The organism is Verrucomicrobium sp. BvORR106 (assembly GCF_000739655.1).
GTDB lineage: Bacteria > Verrucomicrobiota > Verrucomicrobiia > Verrucomicrobiales > Verrucomicrobiaceae > Verrucomicrobium.
Window position 1 is genome coordinate 96,782 of the sequence record NZ_BATR01000092.1, and the last position, 22,791, is coordinate 119,572.

Consider the following 22,791-nt stretch of genomic DNA (forward strand, 5'->3'; position numbering starts at 1 on the left):
TTTGGATCGATCGATGAAACGACTTTTGCCATTCCTGATGACTGCTGCAGCGGGGACGCTTGCGGCTGCCGAACTCGTGCCAGCGCCGAGAGATCTGCGGGTGCTGGTGGTGATGGGGGCGGAAGGCGCTGCGGAGTACAAGCCCCGGTTTGAGAAGGAGGCGGACTCATGGAAGAAAGCCTGTGAAAAGGCCAGGGTGGCCTGTGAAGTGGTCGGAGTTTCGCCTGAGCAAAAGGAAAAGCCGGACCTGAGTTTGATGAAACAATGGGTGGAGACTGCTGCCAAGTCCCCGGACCAGCCCGTCTGGGTGGTGTTGATCGGCCATGGCACCTTTGATGGCCGGGAGGCCAAGTTCAATCTTCGCGGTCCCGATCTCACCCCGCAGGAACTGGCGACCTGGATGAAGCCTCTGGTGGGCGAGGTGGCCGTGATTCAGACCGCCTCCTCCAGCGCACCCTTTCTGAAGTCCCTGGCAGGAGCCAAGCGGGTGTTGATCAGCGCCACCAAGAGCGCAGACGAGGTGTTCTACACCCGCTTCGGCCAGTTCTTTGCCGAGGCCGTAAGCGGGTCGCCGGAACCCGATCTCGATCAGGATGGGCAGGTGTCTCTGCTGGAGGCGTTCTTATGGGCGTCCAAGCAGGTGGACCGGTTCTTTGCGACTGAGGGAAGACTCGCCACAGAGCATGCTCTTCTGGAAGACAACGGTGACGGAGTCGGCAGCCGCGCCGATGCCTTCGACGGCCTGAGGTTCGCCAAGGCCCCGGCAGATGGCAAAATTCCTGACGGTCAGGTGGCAAAGCAGTGGAGCCTCCTGCTGAGTCCCGATGATGCGTTGATGACCGAGGAAGTGCGGAAACACCGGGACGAACTGGAGCGCAGCGTCGAAGCGTTGAGAGCAAAGAAAGGGGCGATGGCCGCGGATGTTTATTATGCGGAGTTGGAGAAGTTGCTGCTGGAGATCGCGAAGATCTATGAGACCGCGGGGGATAGTTGAGGAGGGCTGCGGCTGTCGGGAATTGTTCGTAGTTCAAACTTCAGTTTGCCTCAGTCGAAGCTCTTCCTCGAAGAGGATGCGGCCAAAAGCCCAACCCCGGAGGACTCCTATGGCGGCTTGCGGCACGTAAGCGGCCTAAACGCTGTCGCGCGCGAGAACGTTCCGTCAAATCTGCCTGCCTACGCCTCGCAAGCTCACACCATCTTCCCTCTGCCAAAAAGCAACCAACACCGATGTAGTTGACGACGTGAGGAGACACTAAATGAAGCGTCTGCAGCAATCATAACGCAGTAGACATCCAACCTCCCAACACCCTGTTGCCGCATGTTCCAGCGGATACCTTGGCCCTTTGATCCCTCCGTCAGCCACTGCGCAATAGACCGGAAAGTTTGTGTCTCCTTACGTCGTCAACTACGACCGCCATTGGTATCGCTTGGGCAGAGGGGAAGCGCCGGTCCTGTTGCAGGCGTAGGCAGCCTGAAAGGGACGTGTTGGCTTCGGTGGGTTGCGAAGGGTTCTAGCCGTCACAGGGCGTAGCCAAAGCGGCGGTTCCCGCGCGCACTCCAAAGATGCTTCGCGTCCAGGTGGAGGGGCGTGCAGATAAGAGTATGCCTTCCCAGCCTTCGAGGTCAGAGGCCTGGCGGCATCCGCATCATCCCAACATCTCCCCACATAACCACAACATCCGCGGCAGATGAAACGGCCCTTTCCATAAATTCCCCTTCAGCCTCACTGACGGCGTGCCATCCCGGTGCAAGTAGCCATACCACTCGCCGTGCTGGGCATCCGGGAAGTGAGCAAAGCTCCAGTCATGCACCTGCTGGTGCCAGCGGGCGTACTTCTCATCGCCGGTGGCTTTCCAGGCCATGAGGGTGGCAATGATGGCTTCACAATGAGGCCACCAGAATTTCATGTCGTGCCAGTACTCCTGCACCGGCAGCCCGTGAAGATCGCGGAAATAAAAGAGTCCGCCGTGTTCCTTGTCCCAACCTCGCTCCCACATGCAGTTCAGAATCTGGAGCCCCAGTTGCACGAGCGTTTGGTCGTTCCGCAGGCGGCCTTCATGCAGGATGAACCACGCGCACTCGATGGCATGACCGGGGTTCAGCGTGCGGCCGTCAAAGTGATCGATGATGCTGCCATCCGGGGCGACTGTTTCCATCAACACCGCAAGCTCCGGCTTGAAGAATAGACGCTCAATCGTGCCAATGAAGTGATTGATCCACTCCGTGGGCGTACGGCCGGAGATGGACTGATCACCCAGATTCGCCCGCAACTCCTGCGCGGTGGCGATGCCAATCATGAGCGGGCCGATGCCGAGCATGGGGCGCGTCTCAGGATTGACCTTGGGCGTCACCGCACCGGGCTCAAAGGCAAGGTGCAAATAACTGGCGAAGTCACGTTCTGCGGCGGAGGCGGCGTCGTCACTGCCGGTGGCTCGTGCCAGCGCGGCGTGGGCGATGGCGGCAAACGACTCGCTGAAAGCGTAGCGGCGCATGCGCAAGGGTTGGCCGTCGCGCGTGGTGGTGAAGTACATCTTGCGCCGGTCGCCAGCGCTGTAGCCGTACCGGTCCAGAAAGCTCACGCAGGATTGGGCGGCTTCGAGCCAATCTGCCCTGGGTTCGAGGTGTTGATGGAGGGTGGCGAACATCCAGCCTGCCCGACCCTGGAACCAGATGCTCTTGTCGGTGTCGAGGATGCGGCCGTCCCGATCAAGGGAGGTGATGAGGCCTCCATGTTCATGATCGAGGCCGTGTTTCAGCCAGAAAGGCAGGACATCGTTGACCAGGGTCTGCCGATAGAGCGTGCGGAGCCGCTCGTGATGCCCGGGATCCGCTGGTGTGCCGGAGCTCATGGGGCGGGGGAGGCGGTGATCCAGCCCAGCTCGAACCTCGCGAGCCGGATAACTTCGTAGGCTCCCTTTTCGCCGGTTTCATAGAGACAGCCCACGCGCCCGTCGGGCAGTCGGGCGAGGGTGGAGTAGGCGAACCATTCGGGTTCAAGGAGTCTCTTGGCGGACCAGGTCTTTCCGTCGTCCGTGCTGAGCTGCACGGCGCCCCGGTGACGCTGCTTCGTGCTGTCGGGGCCGGAATAGAGGAGGTGACCAGCGTCATAGCGGAGAAGCGAGGCGGCACAGGGCGGAGCGGGGAGCTGAGGCACTTCATAGACATCAGACCAGGTCACTCCGCCATCCTTGCTGACGGCTGTCTTCCGGCAGTCGGAGGTGCGATGCTCGTCCCGCGTGTTGAGCATGACGCTGCCGTCGGACAGTTCTGCCATCTGCACTTCGTTGACGCGGCTCACCATTTGTCCCTTGGCGTTGGGGGCAGTGGCTCCCGGCGCGTTGTTGCCCATCTGCCAGGTTTTCCCGCCATCATCACTGTATACGGCATAGACGTTCCACTGACCGGCTGGTCCCTCATTGAAGGGGACGATCAACCGGCCAGCATGGGATCCCGCGATGAGTTGGATGCCGATGCCAGGACCGCTGGCAAGAGTCGTGACCTTCTCCGCGCGCTTCGTCGTCGCGGTGATGTCTTGGGGCGCAGACCAAGTCGCCCCCTCATCGTCAGACGTCATGAGCAGGTTCTTCACGATGGCCTCACCGGTGACTCCCGGCTGTAGCCCCTTGTTGAACTCGGAGAGCCCGGCAGGATAACGCTGGAACATGACGAACACCCGTCCCGTCCGGGCATCTTGCACCGGCACCGGGTTGTTCAGAGAATGGTCGCCATCATCCTGCACCACCTGCAGGGCTGACCACGTTGATCCGCCATCGGTGCTGCGTTTCAGGATGATGTCGTTGGCCGACTGGTCACCGAGCGTGCGCCTGCCTTCAGCAAATGCCAGCAGCGTGCCCTTCTGTGTGACCAGCAGAGCGGGGATGCGGATGCCGCCGTAGCCGCTCTCACCCTTCGTGAAGACGACCGTATGATCGGGTGCCGCTGCGTTGAGCGGACCGCTGGCCAAGGCAACGACGCAGGCGAGTCTTGAAATCAAGGGGAAGCGCATGGGACAACATTGTAGCCACCGTGACCGCCAGGAAAGCTTGGTCTGCCTGTCTTACCTGCATACAAGCGGCGGGCGCGAAATGATGGCTTGAGCTTGAAGCCCGGGGCGACTGAGGCGAAAGCTGGGGCGCTCCGGCCCCCAAACATGGATACCTTCCTCCACTGCCTGATCTCGGGTTTCCACCACATCGTGCCGGAAGGGCCGGACCACGTTCTGTTCGTGCTGGGACTGTTCCTGATGTGCCGGGAGGTGGGTTCATTGTTGTGGCAGGTCACCCTGTTCACCCTGGCACACTCCCTCACGCTGGCTTTGGCGCTGTGTGGTTTGGTCACCCTGCCGGACCGACCGGTGGAGATCTTGATCGCCCTCAGCATCGCCTTCATCGCGGTGGAAAACCTCGTGATGAAAGATTTGAGCCGCTGGCGACCGCTGGTGGTGGTCGTGTTCGGCCTCGTCCACGGTTTCGGCTTCGCCGGGGCCTTTGTGGAGTCGGGCATCCCCCTGAATGATCCTCTGGTGGCGGTGCTGGGGCTGAATTTGGGAGTGGAGTTGGGCCAGCTTGCAGTTCTGGCTGTGGCATTTGCGTTGTTTGGCCGGTATTGGGAGCGCGGGTGGTACCGGAAGGCGGTCACCATTCCCGGTTCCCTGGCGATCGGAGCGCTGGGGCTGAGCTGGGCTGTCATGCGCATGGCCGCCTGAGGACTGTCTCACACCGCCGCATGGTAAAGGTTTGCAAAACGCTTGGATGCCCATATTTTGCCGGGCGATGCGTCCCAAAAACGTCCTTTTGACCCTCTCCGTACTGTGGCTGATGCTCGGTCTGCCGCTGGCTTCTTTGCAGGCCCAGTCAACCGGGGGAGGCCAGCCAGGGGCAGCTGCTCCGGTGATCACCTCCTCGGCACCAGGGACGATTCCACCTGGGGCACAGGCGTCGGCGCTCGATGGTGGCATCGGCAACATCAAACACAAAATGGGGCTTCTGTTTTACCCCATGGTGGTGCTCTCGCTTTTCACCCTGGCGCTCATCTTCTTCAACGGCTTCACCATCCGCCAAAATGCCGTCGTGAGCGATGCCTTCATGAACTCTGCGGACGCCCTGATCCGCAAGCAGGACTACCTGGGCCTGTTGGCCGTCTGCAACCGTCGCAATGAGTGCGTGGCCCGGGTCACGGCCAAGGCGCTGGACTTTGCCACCAAGAACCCGACCGCGAGCTTCGACGAAGTGCGCGAGGTGACCGAGGCCGAGGGTAGCCGTCAGGCGAGCCTGATCCTTCAGCGCATCTCCTACTTGGGCGACGTGGGCTCTATTGCCCCCATGATGGGACTGCTGGGCACGGTGTTTGGTCTGATCACCTCCTTCAACCAGATCTCCCACACGCAGTTTGCGGGTAGCCAGGCCGTGGGCGTGGCTACTGGGGTGTATGAAGCTCTTTTCTGTACGGCTGCCGGTCTCATCATCGGTATCCCAGCCCTCATGATCTACGCCATGCTGCGTGGCAAGGCCCAGCGCCTCGTGTCGGAGCTGGAATCTGCCAGCACCCACCTCATGGCCCTGCTTTCCGCCCAGTACAAGCGTGCTGCTCGCGCCGCTGCTTCCCGCTCGGCCGCTGCCTCCGCCGGGCACGGCGCGCACACGGAAATCCCCGCGCTCTGATCAGATTCCGGCCTGCGCCGGGCCCTCACAGCGCAGGAGACGGCACGTCGAGGTGATTGGAACCCCGGTGCCGCCTGAGGCCCATAAATAGGATCGAACGCATGAAATTCCGCAACGTCAGCAAGATCGAGCCCATTCCCCTGCAGTTGGCTCCCCTGATCGACATCCTTTTGCTCCTCCTTCTGTTCTTCATCATCACGATGAACTTCGCCAAGCAGGAGACAGAGATCGAGATCGCTGTGCCTGCTGCCGAGGAAGGCAAGGAGAACACCGACCGGACCTACGGTGAGATCGTGGTCAACGTCAAAAAGGACGGCACCATCACCATGGAAGGGCAGACGCTCACGGAAGAGCAGCTCCTGAACAAGCTCAAATTGATCGCCAGTGTGCAGAAGGATCAGGCGGTGATCCTGCGCAGTGACGAGAACAGTCTCTACAAGTTCACCATTAATGTCTTGGATGTCTGCCAGAAAGCGGGCATTTGGAACGTCTCTTTTGCGACGCGACCACCAGAATCCGATGCCCCAGGCGGTGCGCCGCCCTCAGCCCCCGCCCCTTCGGCAGCTGCCTCCACCGCCTTGTAGCGCGCGTCTATTTCCAGAATTTTCATGAAAGCCCCAGCCCTGGTTCGTTCCACCGGTCTTGTCATCGCCAGCCTCGCCATGGGGGTGGGGGTGGGTTCGACCGGATTCCAAGCCACGGCCTTGGGGCAGGCAGTGCCTCGGGCAGTGCCCATTGCTGAGCCGGGTGCCGCACCCCGGGCCATCCCTGTGGAGACGCCACAGGCTCCACCCCGGGCTACGCCTGCAGTGGATCCAGGCCGGGTGCCCGGACCGGATGAGGACCTGTACGACTACGCGACGCTGACCTACAACCAGCAGGACTACAAGCTGGCCATCAAGCCCTACACGGACTACGTCACGAATTACCCGTTGGGGCGGCATGGGGCAGAGGCTTGGTTCCGTCTGGGCGAGTGCTACTACAAGACGAAGCAGAACGACGACGCGAAGCGCTGCTACAATGAGGTGCTGACCCGCTTCCCGCGGACTGACAGCGCTGGCCTTGCGGCCTACCGCATGGGCATGTTCTCCTACAACGCCAAGGACTACGCCAAGGGGGCGACCTTCTTTGAGATCGCCGAGAAGCTGGGCACGAACGTGGATTTCAAGCTGGGTTCCGTCTTCAACAAGGCCCTCTGCTACAAGTACTCCAACCAGAAGGAAAAAGCGCTCACCGCCTTCAAGGTGGTGGCGGGTGTGAAGGGGGGCGATTTGCAGAATCGCGAGTTTGCCCTTCAGGAAGTGGCCTTGGGCTCCAGTGAACTGGGCAAGAAGGAAGATGCCATCGCGACCTACCTTGAGATCATTGCCGACGCCAAGGATGACAAGGTGCTGGGCGACGCCCTTCTGCGCTCGGGTTTGCTCTACAACGACCTCAACAAGCCGGAGCAGGCGCTCAAGAATTTCGAGCGGGCCCTCGCTCTGAAGGATCTGCCCTCTGACAAGAAGGGCGTGGCGGTGTACGGCTTGATTCAAGGAAACTACGTCAAGGGCGACTATGACGGTGCCATTGACACGTACACGAAGAACGCCACCGTGCTGGCTCCGGAAGACTTGCAGGGCAAGATGCTGCTCATCGTGGGCAATGCCTACAAGAACAAGCAGATGTACCGCCAGGCGGTGGACACCTTCCTCGTCATCGAGAAGAACCACCCCGACACCAAGGAGGCCCTTGAGGCCGGCTATCAGAAGCTGGTGTGCTTCTTCCAGCTGAATGACAAGGACATGCCCATCTTCGCAGAGCGGTTCGAGGAACGCTACGCCACGAAGTTCCCGGGTCATGAGTACCTGCTGATGTCCCGGCTCATCCGCGCCGACTGGTGGTTCAGCAAGGCCGAGTACAAGCAGGCGGCCGCCGCGTTCTCCGGGCTGGACGTGAGCAAGGTGCCCAACAAGGTGCGCGCCACGGTGATCTACAAGAAGGGCTTTGCCGAGGCCGAGGCCGGCAAGTACACGGATGCGGTCAACACGCTGACAATGTTCATCCAGGAGTTTCCCAAGGATGCCAACCTGCCCGTGGCCCTGGCCCAGCGGGGGATCTCCTACAAGGGCATTCCCTCCTTCGACAAAGCGCTGGCGGACTTCACGGTGATCATCAAGGACTTCCGCGGGCATCCAGCACTGGAAATGGCCTACTATCAGAGTGGGGACATCAAATCCCGCCTGCGTGATTTCCCCGGGATGATCACGGATTTTGAGACGCTGGTGAAGACCTTTCCCGCGACTCCGGCCGCCGCCGAGTGCTGGTATCGCATCGGCCGCGGTTACTTCGATCTGAAGACACGTGAAGGCTACGGCAAGGCCATTGAGCCCCTGCGCAAGGCCATTGAGCAGGATCCCAAGAAGTACCTGGACGAAGCCAGCCAGTTGCTCATCTCCTGCCAGACCCTGCGGGAAGACGTGGATGGTCTTTCCAAGGAGATCGACAAGTACTACGAAGTGCGTGAGACCGCGAGCATCTCCCCGGCCATCCTGGCCTGGCTGGGCGAGCGCTACTTCAAGCGCGACAACTTCAAGGCCGCCGCCAAGTACCTGGTGAAGGCGACCACTCCTGACAATCCCTCCGGCACGCAGGGCATTGTGTGGAACTACCTCGGCATGGCCGAGCTGGAGAATGGCAGCTATGATGCCGCCATCCGCGCGCTCGACTTCTATCTCGCGCAGACTCCGGAAGGGGCCAGCCGTGCGAAGGCGCTCCTGACCAAGGGGCACGCTCTCCTGGGCAAGAAGAGTCTGGACGAGGCTGATGCCTGTGCGATTGAAGGACTCCAGATCATGAAAGAGGGCCGTCTGCACGCCCAGTTGCAGCTGCTTCAGGGGGACATCTTCATGGTGCGTGGCGAAGTGGCCGCCCCTGGCGGTGACCTTGACGGTGCCAAGGCTGCCTGGCAGAAAGCTGCAGGAAACTACGTGGTGGTGAGCCAGGTGTTCGTCGATCCCGAGATCACTCCGGAGGCCGCTCACAAGGCCGCTGAAGCGCTGGACAAGCTGGGCCAGAAAGACAAAGCCAGCTCACTGAGGGACCAGATCAAGACCAAGTACCCGAACTTCGTTCCCAAGGGCCGGATCAAGGACAAGGAAGCGTAAGGGCAAGGGGACTTGGCGGTGCCTCTGACGTGAGTCTTTGGCATCGTTTGGTACATCCAACCTCGCGCCAGCGTCTTGGTGTGCTGGTGACTTGACACCGCTTTCGCCAGCGAATAGCAGGAGCGAATGGAGGCTGGATGGCATGGGGATAGGGACGCGCTGTGACGTCGCGGCCCGCCCAATTCCTCTGCTTATGTGATTGGGTATGAGGACATCACTAGGTCCGCCAAAGCGGCGATACTCGCCGCAGTCCCAAAAGCGCTGCGCGCTCAGGTGTTGGGCGAGGTGAGTAAGAGGGCGCGGCTACAGGCTTGTGATGCCGGAGGGTGAGGGAGGAACTGCGAGCGGAGGATCACAGCCACCGCCTTGGTAGCTTGCACCCGCAGCACCATGTCGCCTGACGTTCCCGGCAGGATGCCGAGAACTGCACGCAGGATGCGTGCGGTCCTCAAGATAGGCTCCCCCACTCAGTCCAATGCCCCTACCACGGCAATGAAAACGTCTTCACCGTCGTCATGAATTTCATCGCCTCGATCACCCCCTCCTTGATCCCCAGGCCGCTGTCTTTCACGCCGCCAAACGGGGAGAGTTCAAGGCGATAACCCGGAATCTCGTTCACATTCACGGTGCCGACTTTCAGCGTCTTGACCGTCTTGATCACCGCATCCATGGAGTTCGTGACGATGGCACTGGAGAGTCCGTATGGGGTGGCGTTGGAAAACTCCAGGGCGTCATCCAGGTCCTTCACAGGGAAGATCGGTGCCAGAGGGCCGAAGCACTCGTTGGTGGCGAGGTAGGCCGACCTCGGCACATTCGCGAGGATGGTCGGGGCCATCTGGGCACCCTGGCGGACCCCGCCGAGAAGCACGGTGGCTCCCTTGCCCGTGGCCTCCTGCAAGGCCCGTTCCAATGCGATGGCCGCAGGCTCGTCGATGACGGTGCCCACGACGGTGGATTCCTCCGCTGGATCCCCGTGAATATAGGTCGCGGCCAGCTTCACGAACCGGGCAGTGAACTCCTGGATCACCTTCTCATGCACCAGCAGTCGACGGACCGCGGTGCAGCGCTGGCCGCTGTTGCGGAAGCTGCCTTCACAGGCCAGCTTCGCGGCAAGATCAAGATCTGCGTCCTCCAGGATGATCATCGGAGAATGCCCTCCAAGTTCCAGGCAGAGCTTCTTGTAGCCGGCGGTGGCGGCGATCTTCTTGCCGACGGACGCGCTGCCGGTGAAGGTGACCAGCTCCACGCGTTCATCTTGAATGAGCGGCGTGGTGACCTCTTCCAGCGAGCCATGCACGACGCTGAGCATCCACCCTGGCAATCCTGCCTCGTAGAGCACTTCAGCCAGACGGGCCGCCGTGAGCGGTGTCTTCTCTGAAGGTTTGAGGATGATGGGGGCTCCCGCTGCAATGGCCGGGGCCAGCTTGTGCGCCACCTGATTGAGAGGATGGTTGAAGGGAGTGATTGCGGCTACCAGAGACAACGGTTCACGGTGCGTGAAGATCTTCCGCGCTTTGCCCGTGGGCGAGATGTCGCAGGAGAATGTCTGCCCGTCATCGCGAAGCGCCTCCATGGCGGCGAATGAGAAGACATCACAAGCACGGCCCACCTCATACCGTGTCTCCTTCAGGCAGAGACCCGCTTCCCGGGTGATGATCTGCGCAAGCTCTTCGCGTCGGTCGTTGAGCAAGACATGGGCACGGTTCAGGATGGTCGCCCGTTCATACCGGGTGAGCGGCACATGTGGAGCCAGATGCGTGGCAATGACTTCATCGAGCTGGCTACGCGTGATCCGGGCCACGCTGCCGACCCGGCTGCCGTCCCAGGGGTTGAAGACTTCAAGACGGTCGTCCGACTGCGTGGCGACGCCCGCCAGATAAGAGGGGAGTTCGAGATTCAAGGGAGATTGTTGGTAGGATCAGGTTCAAGGTCTCACAGCGACACGCTGCCAGCCCCGGGATCGCGTGAGGGAGACCGCCTCCTCCAGGGAGGCAAGCGGCTGGGCCGGGCTGACCAGCTTGTCGTAGGGCAGCTGGTGCAGGGTCGATTCGAGGAAATTGAGCCCCTCCGCCAGGTGCAGCGGGGAGTAGTTGTGCATGCCACGGATGGTGAGGCATTTGCGAATGACGGCCTCACCGGTAAGCTGGAGTACCGTCTCCGGGTGGACCATGCCCGCCCACACATACATGCCACCGGGGCGGAGCATTTGCACCCCCGGTGGGACCACGGATGCCGAGCCGGTCACCTCCACGACCAAGTCTACCCCGCCGGGGCACTCCTGTTGCATGCGCTCCCGGGAGCGGCCCCAGTTTGCATCATCACCGAGAACGGGTATACCGCCGAAGTCGGCGACGAGATCCAGCCGTTGGGGTTGGATGTCTGAGCAATAGACCTGCTGCACACCCTGGTGACGCAGCCATGCACAGGCATAGAGTCCGAGCAATCCACCGCCCTGCACCCAAGCGGAGCGACAGGGAAAGGGCAACTGGGCGAGTGCGCTGACCACAGTGGCCAGGGCACAGTTGGCCGGGGCGACCACGGCATCCGGCAGCGTGTCCGGCACCTCCAACACGGCCGTGCCGGGGCGCAGCAGGATGTGGGTCGCATAGCAGCCATTGAGGCCCGTGCCATCACTCAATGCGGCGTGACCATATTTGAAGAGGTGATCACACTTCTGGGGCAGGTGCCACGACGCACAGGCCCGGCAATGGCTGCAGCTGTCGGCCAGGCTCCAGGTCACCCGGGCACCGGGCACGATGCCCTGACGACTGCTTTCCACCACCACCCCCACTGCCTCGTGACCCAGGACGCACGGGACCGGGGCGGAGCGACGGCCGTCGATGGTATGGAGGTCAGAGCCGCAGATGGTGGCCAGCGAGATCTCCACCAGCACCTCCCCCTCGCCCAGATGCTTGGGCAGAGCCTGCTCGTGAAGCTCGAAACTGCGGGAGGGGCCATGAAACAACTGAACGCGGGCCTTCGATGCGCGGCGAGACTTTCTTGAGCCGGCCGGGGCCGGAGAACGGGTGGGATGAAGGGTGGCACTCATAGGTTGCAAAAGGATGTCAGGCAGTTCAGCGGCGGATAAGCAGGGCCAGCAGCGCGCTGCAAACCGCGAAGACCGAGACAATCGGAAAGACGAGGGTGGTGTTTTCGACTCCCGGGATGGTGGCAAAGGGGTTGTGCTGGACCATCCAGCCGATGAAGGGCTCACCCAGACCGGCCATGGCGTAGGCAAAACAGTTGATCACTCCCACGGCCGTGCCGGCACGGGCGCGGCCCAGCAGGTCGGGAGCCAGAGCCCAGAAGGCCGCCTGAGGTCCATAGGCAAAGAAACCGCACAGAAACAGGACGGGCAGCCCCAGCCAGTGCCCTTTGGGGAGCAGGTACATGCCCATGGCGGTGACGGCGGCCAGGCCCATGAAGGTGGCGATGATGCCGGAGCGACGGGAGCCGCAGAACCGGTCGGAGATCCAGCCTGTCGCCACGGCCCCGAGCGCCATGCCCACCGGCAGGGCGATACTGATCCATTTCCCGGCGGGGTTGCTTTTAAAATCGGGACCTAGGAAATAGACGGGCACCCAGATGAGGAGCCCGTAGCGCACGGAACTCTGGAAGCCGATGGCCAGGCCGGCGAGCATGAGCTTGGCACTGCCCAGCGCGGCCCGGTAGCGCTGCCAGGACGTTTCGCCGGTGACCGTGGGGGCGGGCGTGCCGTCCGCCTTCTTCTCGTCGGTAAAGTCCGCGAACCCGAGCTTTGCGGGCCGGTCTCGGGCCAGCAACCACACCGCCACACCCCCAAGGAGCATGAGGATCACTGGCAGACGGAAGATCCAGCGCCAGCTCAGGTGCAGCACGTCCAGAATCAACAGGGAGGTGACGTAGGACAGCACGGAGGAGAGGCCGGCGGAGAGCAGGTAGAAACCAAAGGCCTTGCCGCGCTCATGAGTGCCAAACCAGTTCGCCACCAGACGACTGCCCGGAGCCCAGCCCATGCTCTGGGCCAGTCCGTTGGCGCTCCAGGCGATGGCCAGCGATTTGAGTCCGGTGCCAAAGCTGGTGACCCAGTTCAGTACGAATGAAAGCACCGTGCCCAGGCTCATCATCCGGCGTCCGCCGAAGCGATCGCCCAGATTGCCATTGATGGCCTGCCCTACGGCATAGGCCCAGAGCATGCCGGCGCTCACCCAGCCCAGTGTCTGCTTGTCCAGCCCGAGCTCTGCCTGAATGCCCGGAATGGCAAACCCGAAGGTCTGCCGTCCGGTGTAGTAGAAGAAATAGCAGAACATCACCGCCCCGAGCACGCGCTTTTGGGCACGGCGGAAGGCGGGGTCCTGATGAGATACAGCGGCGGCCATGGTCAGAGGGTGCCGTTGCAGGTGAATTCGAAAATGTCGAAGTTCCGCGGGTCCGCCTTGGCGCGGGCGGCGTGGGAGGGCTTCAGCGGATGGCTGAAGACAAAGGGCACCATTTCCTCGTACCTGCCGCCGTGGCTGCGCAGACCGCCTGCCAGGGCCTTCAGATCATGATAGGCGGGCGTGCGGCCCAGCACCACGTCCCGGCCGCTGGCCACCACGAGGTCACCCATGCGGTCCTCCGGGAGTTCGAGGAGCCTGGCCCCGATGGCCCGGGTGTGGCACTCGGTCACTCCGGTGCGGCCCAGCAGCCACTCCTGAACTACGCGGATGTCCACGCCGGCTGGCACATGCACTTGGGCAAAGGAACCGAGGGCTCCGTGATGCACGACATAGGGGTCCGTGATCGGCAGAATGACGCGGAACCCGTCGCCGAACTGCGCCTGCAGTTCGCTTTCCAGGTAGATGACATTGGGAGTTCCATCGTCCTTCTGCTTGGCGTTCATGCCGTGGTCTGCGGTTACCCCGATCACCGCACCAAACGCCACGAGGCGGCCGAGTTCGGCGTCAATGGCGGCATAGAAGTCCAGCGCCTCCTGCTCCTCCGGCGCATGCTTGTGCTGCATGTAGTCGGTGGTGGAGAGATACAGGAAGTCCGCCATGCCGCGCTCCAGGAGGGCCACGCCCGCCTTCAGCACGTACAGGCTGGCGTCACCGCTGTAGATCTCCGGCGTGGGGCCCACGATGGTTTCCACGTCGTCGATTCCATGGGTGGCTTTTACGGCCTGGGCGGCCTTTTCAGCAGAGAAGGCGGCACCGCCCTCGCTGATGAGGCCGGAGGCAAAAATGTCGCGGAGCTTTTCCTTGGCGGTCACCACGGCCACCTTGCGTCCGGCCTTCTGGGCGGCGGGGAAGATCGTCTCCACCCGCAAGAACTTGGAGGAGTTCATCATCACCTCCTCATCCTGGGCCGCATCATAGAAGAAGTTCCCGCCAATGCCGTGCACACTGGGAGGGGTCCCGGTGACGATGCTGGTGTTGTTGACGTTGGTGAAGGTGGGCATGGCTGCACGGGCGAAGCCGCGCCAACCCTGAAGGCTCATTTTGGCAAGGTGGGGCATGAGCCCGCGAACCAGGGCAGCATCGAAGTACTCGGTGGCGGAGCCGTCCAGGCACACGACCACCACGGGGCGTGGTGGCAGGGTGTAAGTGCGCTGGTTGACGGTGAAAGAGGCGGTGGAATACATGGGTCGGGTTCGAGGAAGTTCAGGCGGGGGTGAGATCAGCCAGAGTCAGATTGTAGGTGAAGACCCGTTCGCCATGGCGGTTGACCAACTCAGCGGAGATGCGGGCGGGGGAGACGGTGCTGTCCACCTCCATGACGAGGAAGACATGCGGCTCCACCGCGCTGCGCACCAGGTTCGGGTGGTAGGTATTGAGCTTGGGGATGACGCTGCTGTGAATGGGGGAGGCGATGAATTGCACCAGATCGTAGCCCACCGTCTTCTTCGACTTGTAACGCAGCACCCGGCTTGCGTGAATGTCGCCGCCGACGAGAACCACGCCGGGGATCTTGTTCCTGGCGATGAAGTCCTCCAGCGCCTTTCGCTCGTGCATGTAGGTGCCCCAGTCGTCCTTCTCCCGGCTCTGCTTGTCGTCCCAGATCACCCCGCAGGCCAGGAGCTTGAAAGGGGCGGTGGAGGCCTTCAGCCCGCGCTGCAGCCACTCCCACTGGGCGGCTCCCAGCAGCGAGGGTTTGGAGGGGTCAGCATAGGACTTCTCTGTTTCCGAGAACCATCGTGTGTCCAGCAGAAACACCTCCACCGGGCCGTGGCGGAAGCTGGTGTAGATGCCTTGATTGTCTTCGCCAAACGACCACTGTGGACGGTAGCGGCAGTACACCGTACGGCTGTTCTCCTTGCCCGCGGCACGTCCATCGCAATCATTCCCGGCAAAGTCGTGGTCGTCCCAGGTCCACCAGCAGGGGCGACTCTGAAGCAGCTTCTGGTACTCAGTCACGGCAGCAAACTCGCGGTGTCGTTTCGTCTGGATGTCGAGCTTCGTGCTGTCGATGTACGGCGTGTCCCCGATCAGGATCACTGCATCCACCTGCTCCTCTGCCATGCGGGTCCAGACGGCCCGGCTGCCGGCATCTTCTTTGGCACAAGAGCTGATGGCAAAACGCACCTTGCCGGGTTTGGCAGGATCTGGAGCCGTCTTGAACGTCTGTTCCGCAGCGTCTGCGAGGGGGGTGCCTTTCGACGTGACACGGTAGCGGTAGCTGGTCCCCGGGCGCAGTCCTTCTACCTGCCAGTGCAGGCAAAAATCGTGCTCAGCCGTCGCCTGCGCTGGTACCTTGATGGCGGCGCCACCGGTGCTGGGCGTCACCTCGAGTACATATTCACCGGGAGCCGCGACGCGCATCCAGAGGGCACTCTTGTCTGACTCGGTGTGTCCCACGATGGGCCCCAGCACGTCAGATGAAACTGCGGGGGCGGCCGCGGCTTGGTTGAGGGCGGATGCGGCCGTGCAGGCGAGCGTTCCTGCAACGAATTGCCGACGACTAACCCTGCCAGAGGAACGAGAAGATGATTTCATAGAAGGTGGCGACAGGCCAAAAAGACACTTTTGTTTCTAGAAAGCAACTTTTTACGCTTTTAGATCACTCGCTATTTCTTTTGGGAAACATTTCGTTCACTCAAGAAAACCCAGTCAGAGGGTTCGTTTGGATCGGTGCACGAGCTCCCCCAGCACACGCTGTTGGAACAGGTGCGAGAGGGTCAGAAAATGCGGAACTACTTGCTGCTAAGCCGATTGGCAGCGGTCAACGCTGCCGGGTCCATGCACATGACACAGAGCACCCTCGCATCTTTGTCGGTCTCGTTGAAGACGCGGTGGTCCGTTTCTGCATCGAAATAGAGACTGTCTCCGGCGTCGAGGCGGTAGAGGTCGTTGTCGTACTCGAAAGTGACGGTACCCTCCAACACGAGGAGAAACTCCTCGCCCTCATGCTTCATGGCGAGCTGACGGCCGCCTTTGGCGGGGACGCGCACCTCGAGTGGGTCCATGGCCCGGTCCGCGCGGCGGTGGGCGAGGGATTCGTAGTAATTGTTGAGCTTGTTGCCCGCCTCGGAAGGGATGTAGTTGCGCTCGATCGGCTTGCGTTCACTGCGGCGCACGACGCTGATCCGGGGCTTCTCGTCCAATCCCTCAAGAAGCTCTGAGAGCTTGATTCCCAGCGTTTCTGTGAGTTTGGCCAGCGTGGTGAGCGTGGGGGTGACCCGGAAATTCTCCACCTTGGACAGCAGCCCTTTCGCCAGACCTGAAGACTCAGAGACCTCTTCCAGCGTCAAGCCTCGCTTTAAGCGGGCGTTTCGGATGCGTTGGGCGAGTTCTACCAAATTCATAGTGCTGTGGCGATCCCGAAGCCTAGCACAGGGGGGCCGATGGAGCAAAGCAGGATGGCGTGAGAAAAAACGGTCTCGACTTTCTCAAAAGAAACATTTTGTTTACACAAGGTCACTTTCTTTTCTTTTGAGAAACTTTAGCCTCCGACCGCAATGAAACACCTGCTGTCCCTATTGTGCGCTACAGGATTGCTGGCTGGCCTGGTCCAGCCCGCTCGTGGCTCCGTCTCCCTCCTGGACGGGTTGAGCTTCTACCTCGATTTCGAGGGCAGTGCTCCAGTGGACACCTCCGGGAACAATGTGGTGGTGACCAATTCGGGGGTGACCTCCAACACACTGACCGGGCACTACGGCGCAATAGCCGGAGTCGCTGGGAACGCCGGGTACTTCAACCGGGCGGACAAGGACTGGCTTCAAATCGGCCTCGGCTATGGAAAGCTGGCGGCGGATCCTGCGCCACAACCACTGGCCTACAGCTTCACCATCAGCGCCTGGTACTACCTGCAGCCTGAAAGCGCCCCCACGGACCGTCTCTTCCTTTATGAGGGCGATGTGGACTATGATCTGTCGTTCGGCATTCGCGGGGATCTGGCCTCGTCCAATGGATCCTATGTCGGCACCGCCTACAACCCGGGGAAGGCCAACTACGATGTCTCAAACGCGGCTTACTATGACTCGACGACCCATGAGGGCGCCTGGCAGCAGGTCGTGGAAACCTTCTCTTCTGACGGCACCACCGTCACAAAGAAGATCTACCTCAATGGGGAACTGGTCGGCACCACGTCCACGATGGCCCAGGGTTCGCTCTACTCTCCTGCGATCAACTTGGGGACATTTCGCGACAACAACGGTCGCTTCTGGGACGGTTTCATGGACGAGGTTGGCCTCTGGAACCGCGCTCTGACCGACGTCGAGATCTCCGACCTCTACGACCTGACCTACATCGACGGACTTTCAGTGACCAGCCTTGCTCCCGAGCCCTCAAGAGCTGTCCTGCTGATGCTCGGCATCGTGGGGCTCCACCTGCGTCGATCCCGACGCAGAGCCTAGTTCTTTGGCTCCGAGCCAAGCTGGTGGGAAAACCATGCCCGCACGCCATGAAAATCCCAACGACGATCCCAAGCGCCCGCGCTCGAATCGCGGGCTTTACCCTGATTGAACTGCTCCTCGTACTGGCCGTGATGACAGTTTTGCTGTCTTTGGTGGTGCCGGCCGTGCAGAGCACGGGGGCAGCGCGACTCACCGCGGGAGGCAAGCAGGTGGCGGGACTCGTGGGGGCGGCCCGCCAGACCGCCATGTCCCACAACACGCTGTCTGCCCTGGTGCTGCTCACCAGCCCAAGCCAGTCCCAGGCATATCGGGCCTTCGCCATCATCTACTACAAGGAAGGCGAGGGCTGGGTGCAAAAGGGAAACTGGGAACTGCTGCCGGAAGGCGTGGTGGTGGATGCGTCCAACACCGCTGATTGCACTTTCCTTTTGGACTCGCCCGAACCGTTCCCCTTTTTGACTGACGAGCAGGGGCAGGCGGCCCCGCCTGTACGGTACCAGGGGGCGGGGGTTCAGGGTAACAACGCCATGGTCGCACGCATCTTCACAGCTGGGGGCGGGTTGCTGGATGCCTCGGTGCCCTCCCAGATCCGTCTTGTGGAAGGACATGTGGTGGACGGCACGGTTCAACACCCCAGGCCCGGTGCCGATGGCAGGCCGGACAATTTTTTTGACATCGCCATCCTGGGGGCCACCGGCCTGCCGAAAATCAGTCGTCCACAACTCGAACCATGAAACCGATTCAGCGCCTTTCTGCCGGCTTCAGCCTTGCTGAGGTGGTCCTTGCCACAGGGATCTGCTCCGTGGCCCTCATGTCCCTGATTGGGGTGCTGGGTGTCTCCCTCTCCGCGGAGCGGGATTCCGCCCGGGACACTGCCCTGACAGCCATGTCTTCACAAATCGTGGCCAGACTTTCAAAGCAGCCTTTTGATGATTTGATCCAGAGCGCCGGATCTGCCTCGGCAGATGGAGACGGGGCCGTGCCGGATGCCGCTCCGGTCTTCTACTTTGACTCCCAGGGCATGCTGCTCGCCAATGCCAGTGGGCCGGATGAGTTGAGCGCCGCCTATCGCTGCCTGGTGACGCAGCGCCCTTGTGAGGACACCAGAAATCCCACCACCGGCACTTGCAACCTCGTCCGTGTGGAGATGGCCTGCTCCTGGCCCGTGACGACGGGAAGCGGTACCACCACTGCCCAGCCAGCCGGCCACCAACGTCTGTATGCAAACATCGCCCGATACTGATTCTCGTGAAAATGTCACGGCGCGGGCCTTCACCCTGGTGGAACTGCTGGTTTCCATCAGCGTGCTGGCTCTGATCGTGGCGCTGCTTGGGGGCTCGCTCACGGCGGTGAGCCAGGCCTGGACGCGGGGCGAGGGCAATGCGGAACGCCGCGGCAGTTCCCGGGCGCTGGCAGATTTCCTGGCATCGGAGTTGCAGGGAGCCCTGCTTCCCGTGGAAGGCGTGGACCCACGGGGGCAGGGCAATTTGCAGTTTCTCGCCAGCCCTCCCACCGCCCGTTTGCCGGAGGGGTGCGCCTGGTCCGACTCGCTTTTCTGGCAGTCGCCCCTGGCCATGGAGACCACCTTCGGGGAGATCGCCGTGGTGGGTTATTTCATCAAGTGGTCGGAGGGCCGGCCGATGCTCTGCCGCCTGTTCATCCCGCCTTCTGTCCGCAAGGACGGTGTCGTTTCCAAGAACCCAGACTTCAGAGTCTTTGCCAGTGGACCGGACGCGTGGCTGGACCCGGACCTCGTGTCGCGGAACGTGGCCCCAGAGAACAAGTCCGGAGGCTACCGGGGGTTGTTTGCCGATCTCGTGCCCGGGTTCTGGGTGCAGTGCTACGGGCTGGATGGTCAGGCACTGCCCCGCAGCTATGACTCCCGCCAGGGCTACGACTGCCTCTTTAAGCCTGAAGGCAGGCTCAGCTACACCGAGAAGCGTTACCTCCCCGCCACTGTGAGGGTGTCGCTGGCCCAGGTGGACTCGGGTCATGCGTTTGAACTGATGCGGGCGGCCGATGAGGTGCGCGCCATTGCGGCCGAACCCGCTGTCAGGGACGCGGCCGCCTTCCTCCAGCGCATGCAGTCCGCCGCGGAGAGCTCTCCCGCCTTGGCGGCGCTGCTCCCGGGACTTCGCATCTACACCACAGAAATTCAGCTGCTGCACTCCCGATGAAGTCTTGCTCAACGACCTCCGCTTCCCGACCAAAGGGGGCTGCTCTCATCATCACGCTGCTCATCATCGCCCTGCTCACGGTCATGGTGGTGGTGTTTTTGGACACTTCACGCATTGAGCGCAGTGTGTCCGCCCATCATATGGAGCGGTCACGGGCCGCGCAGCTGGCCAGAGAAGGGGTGGATCGCACCGTGGCCCTACTGCAGAAGGAGACCGTGGACGCCCCTCGTCAGGAGGGGGAGAGTGAAGAGCAGTTTGCCCTTCGCAAGCGGAACTGGATCAGCCAGCCCGGAGCGCTCCTGGTGCCGGATGTCCTGCCTGCCAGCCAGAAGGAAATTCGCCGGAAGGTGGAGCTCTCCAGCGGCACATCCCGGGCATCTGCATTCACTTCACCTGTCTTCGAGCCGGCCAATCTCAATGTTCAAATTCTATCGGACCCGAAGCCTGGATCACGGCTCATCACCGACATCAAGGACCCCGCGACCGGCAAGCCGGTACCGTTGAAGTTGCGGTGGATCTATGTGCGGGAGGATGTGAAGGGAGGAGGCCTTTCCTATGACACAGCGGAAGAACCGGACTCTCGTGACAGCGCCCGGCCCATCATCGGGCGCTTCGCCTACTGGGTGGATGACGAGAGCAGCAAGATCAACTGCAACCTGGCCTGGAAGCGCACTCCGCCCGCCCGTGCCAACAAACATCCGGCATCCCACCCGAGCCGCATCAATCTCACCAGCCTTGCGGGGCAGGATGGCGCCCGTCTCGATGAAGCGGCGGCGGATGCACTGCATCAGGAGGCGGTCCAACGACCGTTCAACTCCTTTACCGATGTCAGGCGGATCGAGGAAAGCATGCCGGGTGTTTCCGCCCTGCTGGCCCGGCACAAGTTTGAGCTCACCCACTACAACCAGGATCCGGACACCACCTTCTTTGGAGAGGAGCGAATCCTGCTCACCACCAATCCCGCCCTGGTTCCAAAAAATGCAGACGGAACCTATGCGCGAAAGTTTCTCGACATTCTTCGAGATGATCCCGAGACGCTGGGCCTCACCAAGGAGCAGTTGGATCCTGGAAACTACGACCACCTTGCCGCCGGCCAGCCTGACTATGCCGGTGCGGGCTCCAATGTGCTGCTGCCGAACAAGCTCGATGGCGTGGTGCGTGATCTCATGCGTTACGTCAGCTCCCGCGAATGGCCCATTTCACCCGGGGTCAGTTTCAAGGATAAATACTATCCAGGTGCCGCCAGTGACTCGGATGCCCAGCTTTCCCAGTTGGCGGTGAACATCATCGACTATGTGCGCGCCAAGGAGTCTGCCATGGACGTGTTCGCGCCGATGCGTTTTGGCCCGAACCCGGCTGGTGAACTCACCACCCACCCTTCCTATGGGTATGCTGGGTCCAACACCTTTCTGGGCATCAGTCGTGCGCCTTACATCACAGAGGTGGGGATGTACATGAAGAATGACCCGGTGACGGTTCCCAATCCGGTGCCCTCCGGCTGGCCTCGGGACGCGCAGGGCAAGCCCAAGAACCTCTACCCGCTGCACTACCGGTTTGAGGTCTTCCTTCCGCCCAATTATGGCGTGGATGATGGCGTGGATCTGGTGCCGGACAAGAGTGCGGAGCCCACGCCGAACTCCTCCTATGGCTGGCATTTCAGCAACCCTGACATCACGGCCTCGGACAGCACCTTCACGCAATATCTGCCCGGCCCCGGTGGCCGAGTGACCAGCACCAAGGGCCGTTCCATCACCGTCCGAATTTTCAAAGAAGACGTTGAGGGCGGGCAGACCAAGCTCATGCCGGGCCAGCGGCTGGTGGTAAACAAGGTGCTCTATCGCGATGCTCCGTGGTCCGTGCGCAAATACTGCCCCTGGCGGCTGGCCATGTATCTCTGGAAGTCGGACGCCGAGGGCTTCATGACCGGGCCCCATGCGCCTCGCATCGTCATCACTCCAGAGCATGGCACCATCCGCTGCGACATGGGCGACCCGGCCACCACCACCCCGGCCAACATGGTCTCCCATGAATGTGATGATCCCCGGGCGAGCGTGCACCCCAGCGACTGGAAGCCGAACAAGAACAATGGCAACACCTTCGGTGCGCCAAACTCCCGCTCTACCGTGGGGGCGAACCCGCTGAGTGTGCGACCGCAACAGGACGTGGATGCCGGAGGCAAGATCACGGATGCCAGCTTCTACATGCCTCCTCCGAAGGGACGAGGAGCCAACGGACCCGATGGCGATGACGGCCGCCTCGGCTCCGTGGCCGAGCTGGGCTATGTCCACACGGGCAACAACGCAGCCACTGGCAGCATCCCCTGGCGCACATTGCGGCTTCAGGTGAACAACTACACAGTAGCCAATCCTTCGCTGCCGGACTGGGCACTTCTGGATCTTTTCAGCGTGCCCAATACCGGCACCACCTCCAATGGAGGGCTCTACAAACCACACGGCACCTCGGTGGGAGGTCGCGTGAATGTGAATTCCCGCACGCTGCCGTTTGAGAATCTCACCCGCTCCCAGGCGCTGGTGGCGCTCCTCACTGGAGCCAATGGCATGACCTTGGAAAAGGCAACGGAGATCGCGGGCAACATCTACCGGCGTGAACTTTCACCGCTGAACAACCGGCTCGGGAAGAGTTTCGGCAAGAGCTATGGCTTCCCGTGGAAGGCCGCGCCGGCGGCCTCTGACCCCAATGCCTATGACATCCCGTGGGAGATCTGCGAGGTGAAGGGCGTGGCCGATGAAGGGGAGGCCAGTGAGAGTCTTGTGCGCGAGATTGGCAGCCTCATTACTTCGCGAGGTGGTGTGTTCACCGTTTACACCGTGGGCCAGGCGATGAAGCAGACGCTTAGTGGAGCTCTCACGGTGACAGCGGAACAACGTCAGCAGGTCATGTTGGAGCGCTACGTGACCAATCGCGGCACGGCCAATGCGGCTGATGACGAGGTGCGATTTCGCGTGGTGTATTCTCGAAACCTGACGCCGTAACCG

General features: G+C 61.7%; 18 protein-coding genes. 10 read left to right on the top strand and 8 right to left on the bottom strand.

Going from position 1 to position 22,791, the window contains the following annotated elements:
• Window positions 1–37: 37 nt before the first annotated feature.
• On the top strand, window positions 38–994 hold the full coding sequence (locus BV106_RS14275) for a hypothetical protein (RefSeq protein ID WP_051945814.1): 957 nt from the start codon (window positions 38–40) through the stop codon (window positions 992–994).
• A 652-nt stretch (window positions 995–1,646) separates the two neighbouring features.
• Here BV106_RS14275 and BV106_RS14280 read toward each other — a convergent pair.
• Complete coding sequence (locus tag BV106_RS14280; RefSeq protein ID WP_038165698.1) at window positions 1,647–2,849, bottom strand: AGE family epimerase/isomerase; 1,203 nt, start codon at window positions 2,847–2,849, stop codon at window positions 1,647–1,649.
• Window positions 2,846–4,006, bottom strand: coding sequence for a sialidase family protein (locus BV106_RS14285; protein WP_051945816.1), 1,161 nt, complete (start codon window positions 4,004–4,006; stop codon window positions 2,846–2,848). The genes BV106_RS14280 and BV106_RS14285 overlap by 4 nt, the downstream gene beginning before the upstream one ends.
• 144 nt (window positions 4,007–4,150) lie before the next feature.
• On the opposite strand from BV106_RS14285, the gene BV106_RS14290 reads away from it, so the two are divergent.
• The 4 genes from BV106_RS14290 to BV106_RS14305 all read left to right on the top strand — a co-directional run bounded on the left by BV106_RS14290 (window position 4,151) and on the right by BV106_RS14305 (window position 8,806).
• Window positions 4,151–4,705 carry a HupE/UreJ family protein gene (locus BV106_RS14290; protein WP_051945817.1) on the top strand — a complete coding sequence of 185 codons (555 nt, stop codon included), beginning with the start codon at window positions 4,151–4,153 and terminating at the stop codon, window positions 4,703–4,705.
• 67 nt (window positions 4,706–4,772) lie between these two features.
• Window positions 4,773–5,660, top strand: coding sequence for a MotA/TolQ/ExbB proton channel family protein (locus BV106_RS14295; RefSeq protein ID WP_038165700.1), 888 nt, complete (start codon window positions 4,773–4,775; stop codon window positions 5,658–5,660).
• 101 nt (window positions 5,661–5,761) lie between these two features.
• Complete coding sequence (locus BV106_RS14300) at window positions 5,762–6,244, top strand: biopolymer transporter ExbD (protein WP_051945819.1); 483 nt, start codon at window positions 5,762–5,764, stop codon at window positions 6,242–6,244.
• Window positions 6,245–6,268: 24 nt separating this feature from the next.
• Entirely contained in the window at window positions 6,269–8,806 is a 2,538-nt protein-coding gene (locus BV106_RS14305; protein WP_038165701.1) for a tetratricopeptide repeat protein, read from the top strand.
• A 481-nt stretch (window positions 8,807–9,287) separates the two neighbouring features.
• On the opposite strand, the gene BV106_RS14310 is transcribed toward BV106_RS14305, so the two are convergent.
• From BV106_RS14310 to BV106_RS14335, 6 genes are all read right to left on the bottom strand, one after another.
• Entirely contained in the window at window positions 9,288–10,706 is a 1,419-nt protein-coding gene (locus tag BV106_RS14310) for an aldehyde dehydrogenase family protein (protein WP_038165702.1), read from the bottom strand.
• A gap of 24 nt (window positions 10,707–10,730) precedes the next feature.
• Window positions 10,731–11,855: a zinc-binding dehydrogenase gene (locus tag BV106_RS14315; protein WP_051945821.1), complete on the bottom strand. Its 1,125-nt coding sequence runs from the start codon at window positions 11,853–11,855 to the stop codon at window positions 10,731–10,733.
• Window positions 11,856–11,880: 25 nt separating this feature from the next.
• A complete protein-coding gene (locus tag BV106_RS14320) occupies window positions 11,881–13,164 on the bottom strand; it encodes an MFS transporter (protein WP_038165705.1) in 1,284 nt (427 codons plus the stop codon).
• A 2-nt stretch (window positions 13,165–13,166) separates the two neighbouring features.
• Window positions 13,167–14,408: a phosphonoacetate hydrolase gene (gene phnA, locus BV106_RS14325; protein ID WP_038165707.1), complete on the bottom strand. Its 1,242-nt coding sequence runs from the start codon at window positions 14,406–14,408 to the stop codon at window positions 13,167–13,169.
• Window positions 14,409–14,427: 19 nt separating this feature from the next.
• Complete coding sequence (locus BV106_RS14330) at window positions 14,428–15,759, bottom strand: alkaline phosphatase D family protein (RefSeq protein ID WP_081891731.1); 1,332 nt, start codon at window positions 15,757–15,759, stop codon at window positions 14,428–14,430.
• 197 nt (window positions 15,760–15,956) lie between these two features.
• Window positions 15,957–16,568 (bottom strand): cupin domain-containing protein, encoded by a 612-nt coding sequence (locus tag BV106_RS14335; RefSeq protein WP_038165711.1) that lies wholly within the window; start codon window positions 16,566–16,568, stop codon window positions 15,957–15,959.
• 153 nt (window positions 16,569–16,721) lie between these two features.
• On the opposite strand from BV106_RS14335, the gene BV106_RS14340 reads away from it, so the two are divergent.
• Genes BV106_RS14340 through BV106_RS14360 form a run of 5 tightly spaced genes read left to right on the top strand, consistent with a single transcriptional unit; the run spans window position 16,722 to window position 22,788 of the window.
• Window positions 16,722–17,618, top strand: coding sequence for a LamG domain-containing protein (locus tag BV106_RS14340; RefSeq protein ID WP_038165713.1), 897 nt, complete (start codon window positions 16,722–16,724; stop codon window positions 17,616–17,618).
• Between the two features lie 47 nt (window positions 17,619–17,665).
• Window positions 17,666–18,352 (top strand): prepilin-type N-terminal cleavage/methylation domain-containing protein, encoded by a 687-nt coding sequence (locus tag BV106_RS14345; RefSeq protein WP_081891733.1) that lies wholly within the window; start codon window positions 17,666–17,668, stop codon window positions 18,350–18,352.
• Complete coding sequence (locus BV106_RS14350) at window positions 18,349–18,861, top strand: hypothetical protein (protein ID WP_038165716.1); 513 nt, start codon at window positions 18,349–18,351, stop codon at window positions 18,859–18,861. The genes BV106_RS14345 and BV106_RS14350 overlap by 4 nt, the downstream gene beginning before the upstream one ends.
• Window positions 18,839–19,795: a prepilin-type N-terminal cleavage/methylation domain-containing protein gene (locus BV106_RS14355; protein ID WP_038165718.1), complete on the top strand. Its 957-nt coding sequence runs from the start codon at window positions 18,839–18,841 to the stop codon at window positions 19,793–19,795. The genes BV106_RS14350 and BV106_RS14355 overlap by 23 nt, the downstream gene beginning before the upstream one ends.
• A complete protein-coding gene (locus BV106_RS14360; protein ID WP_038165720.1) occupies window positions 19,792–22,788 on the top strand; it encodes a hypothetical protein in 2,997 nt (998 codons plus the stop codon). Before BV106_RS14355 ends, BV106_RS14360 begins: the two co-directional genes overlap by 4 nt.
• The last annotated feature ends 3 nt before the right edge of the window (window positions 22,789–22,791 follow it).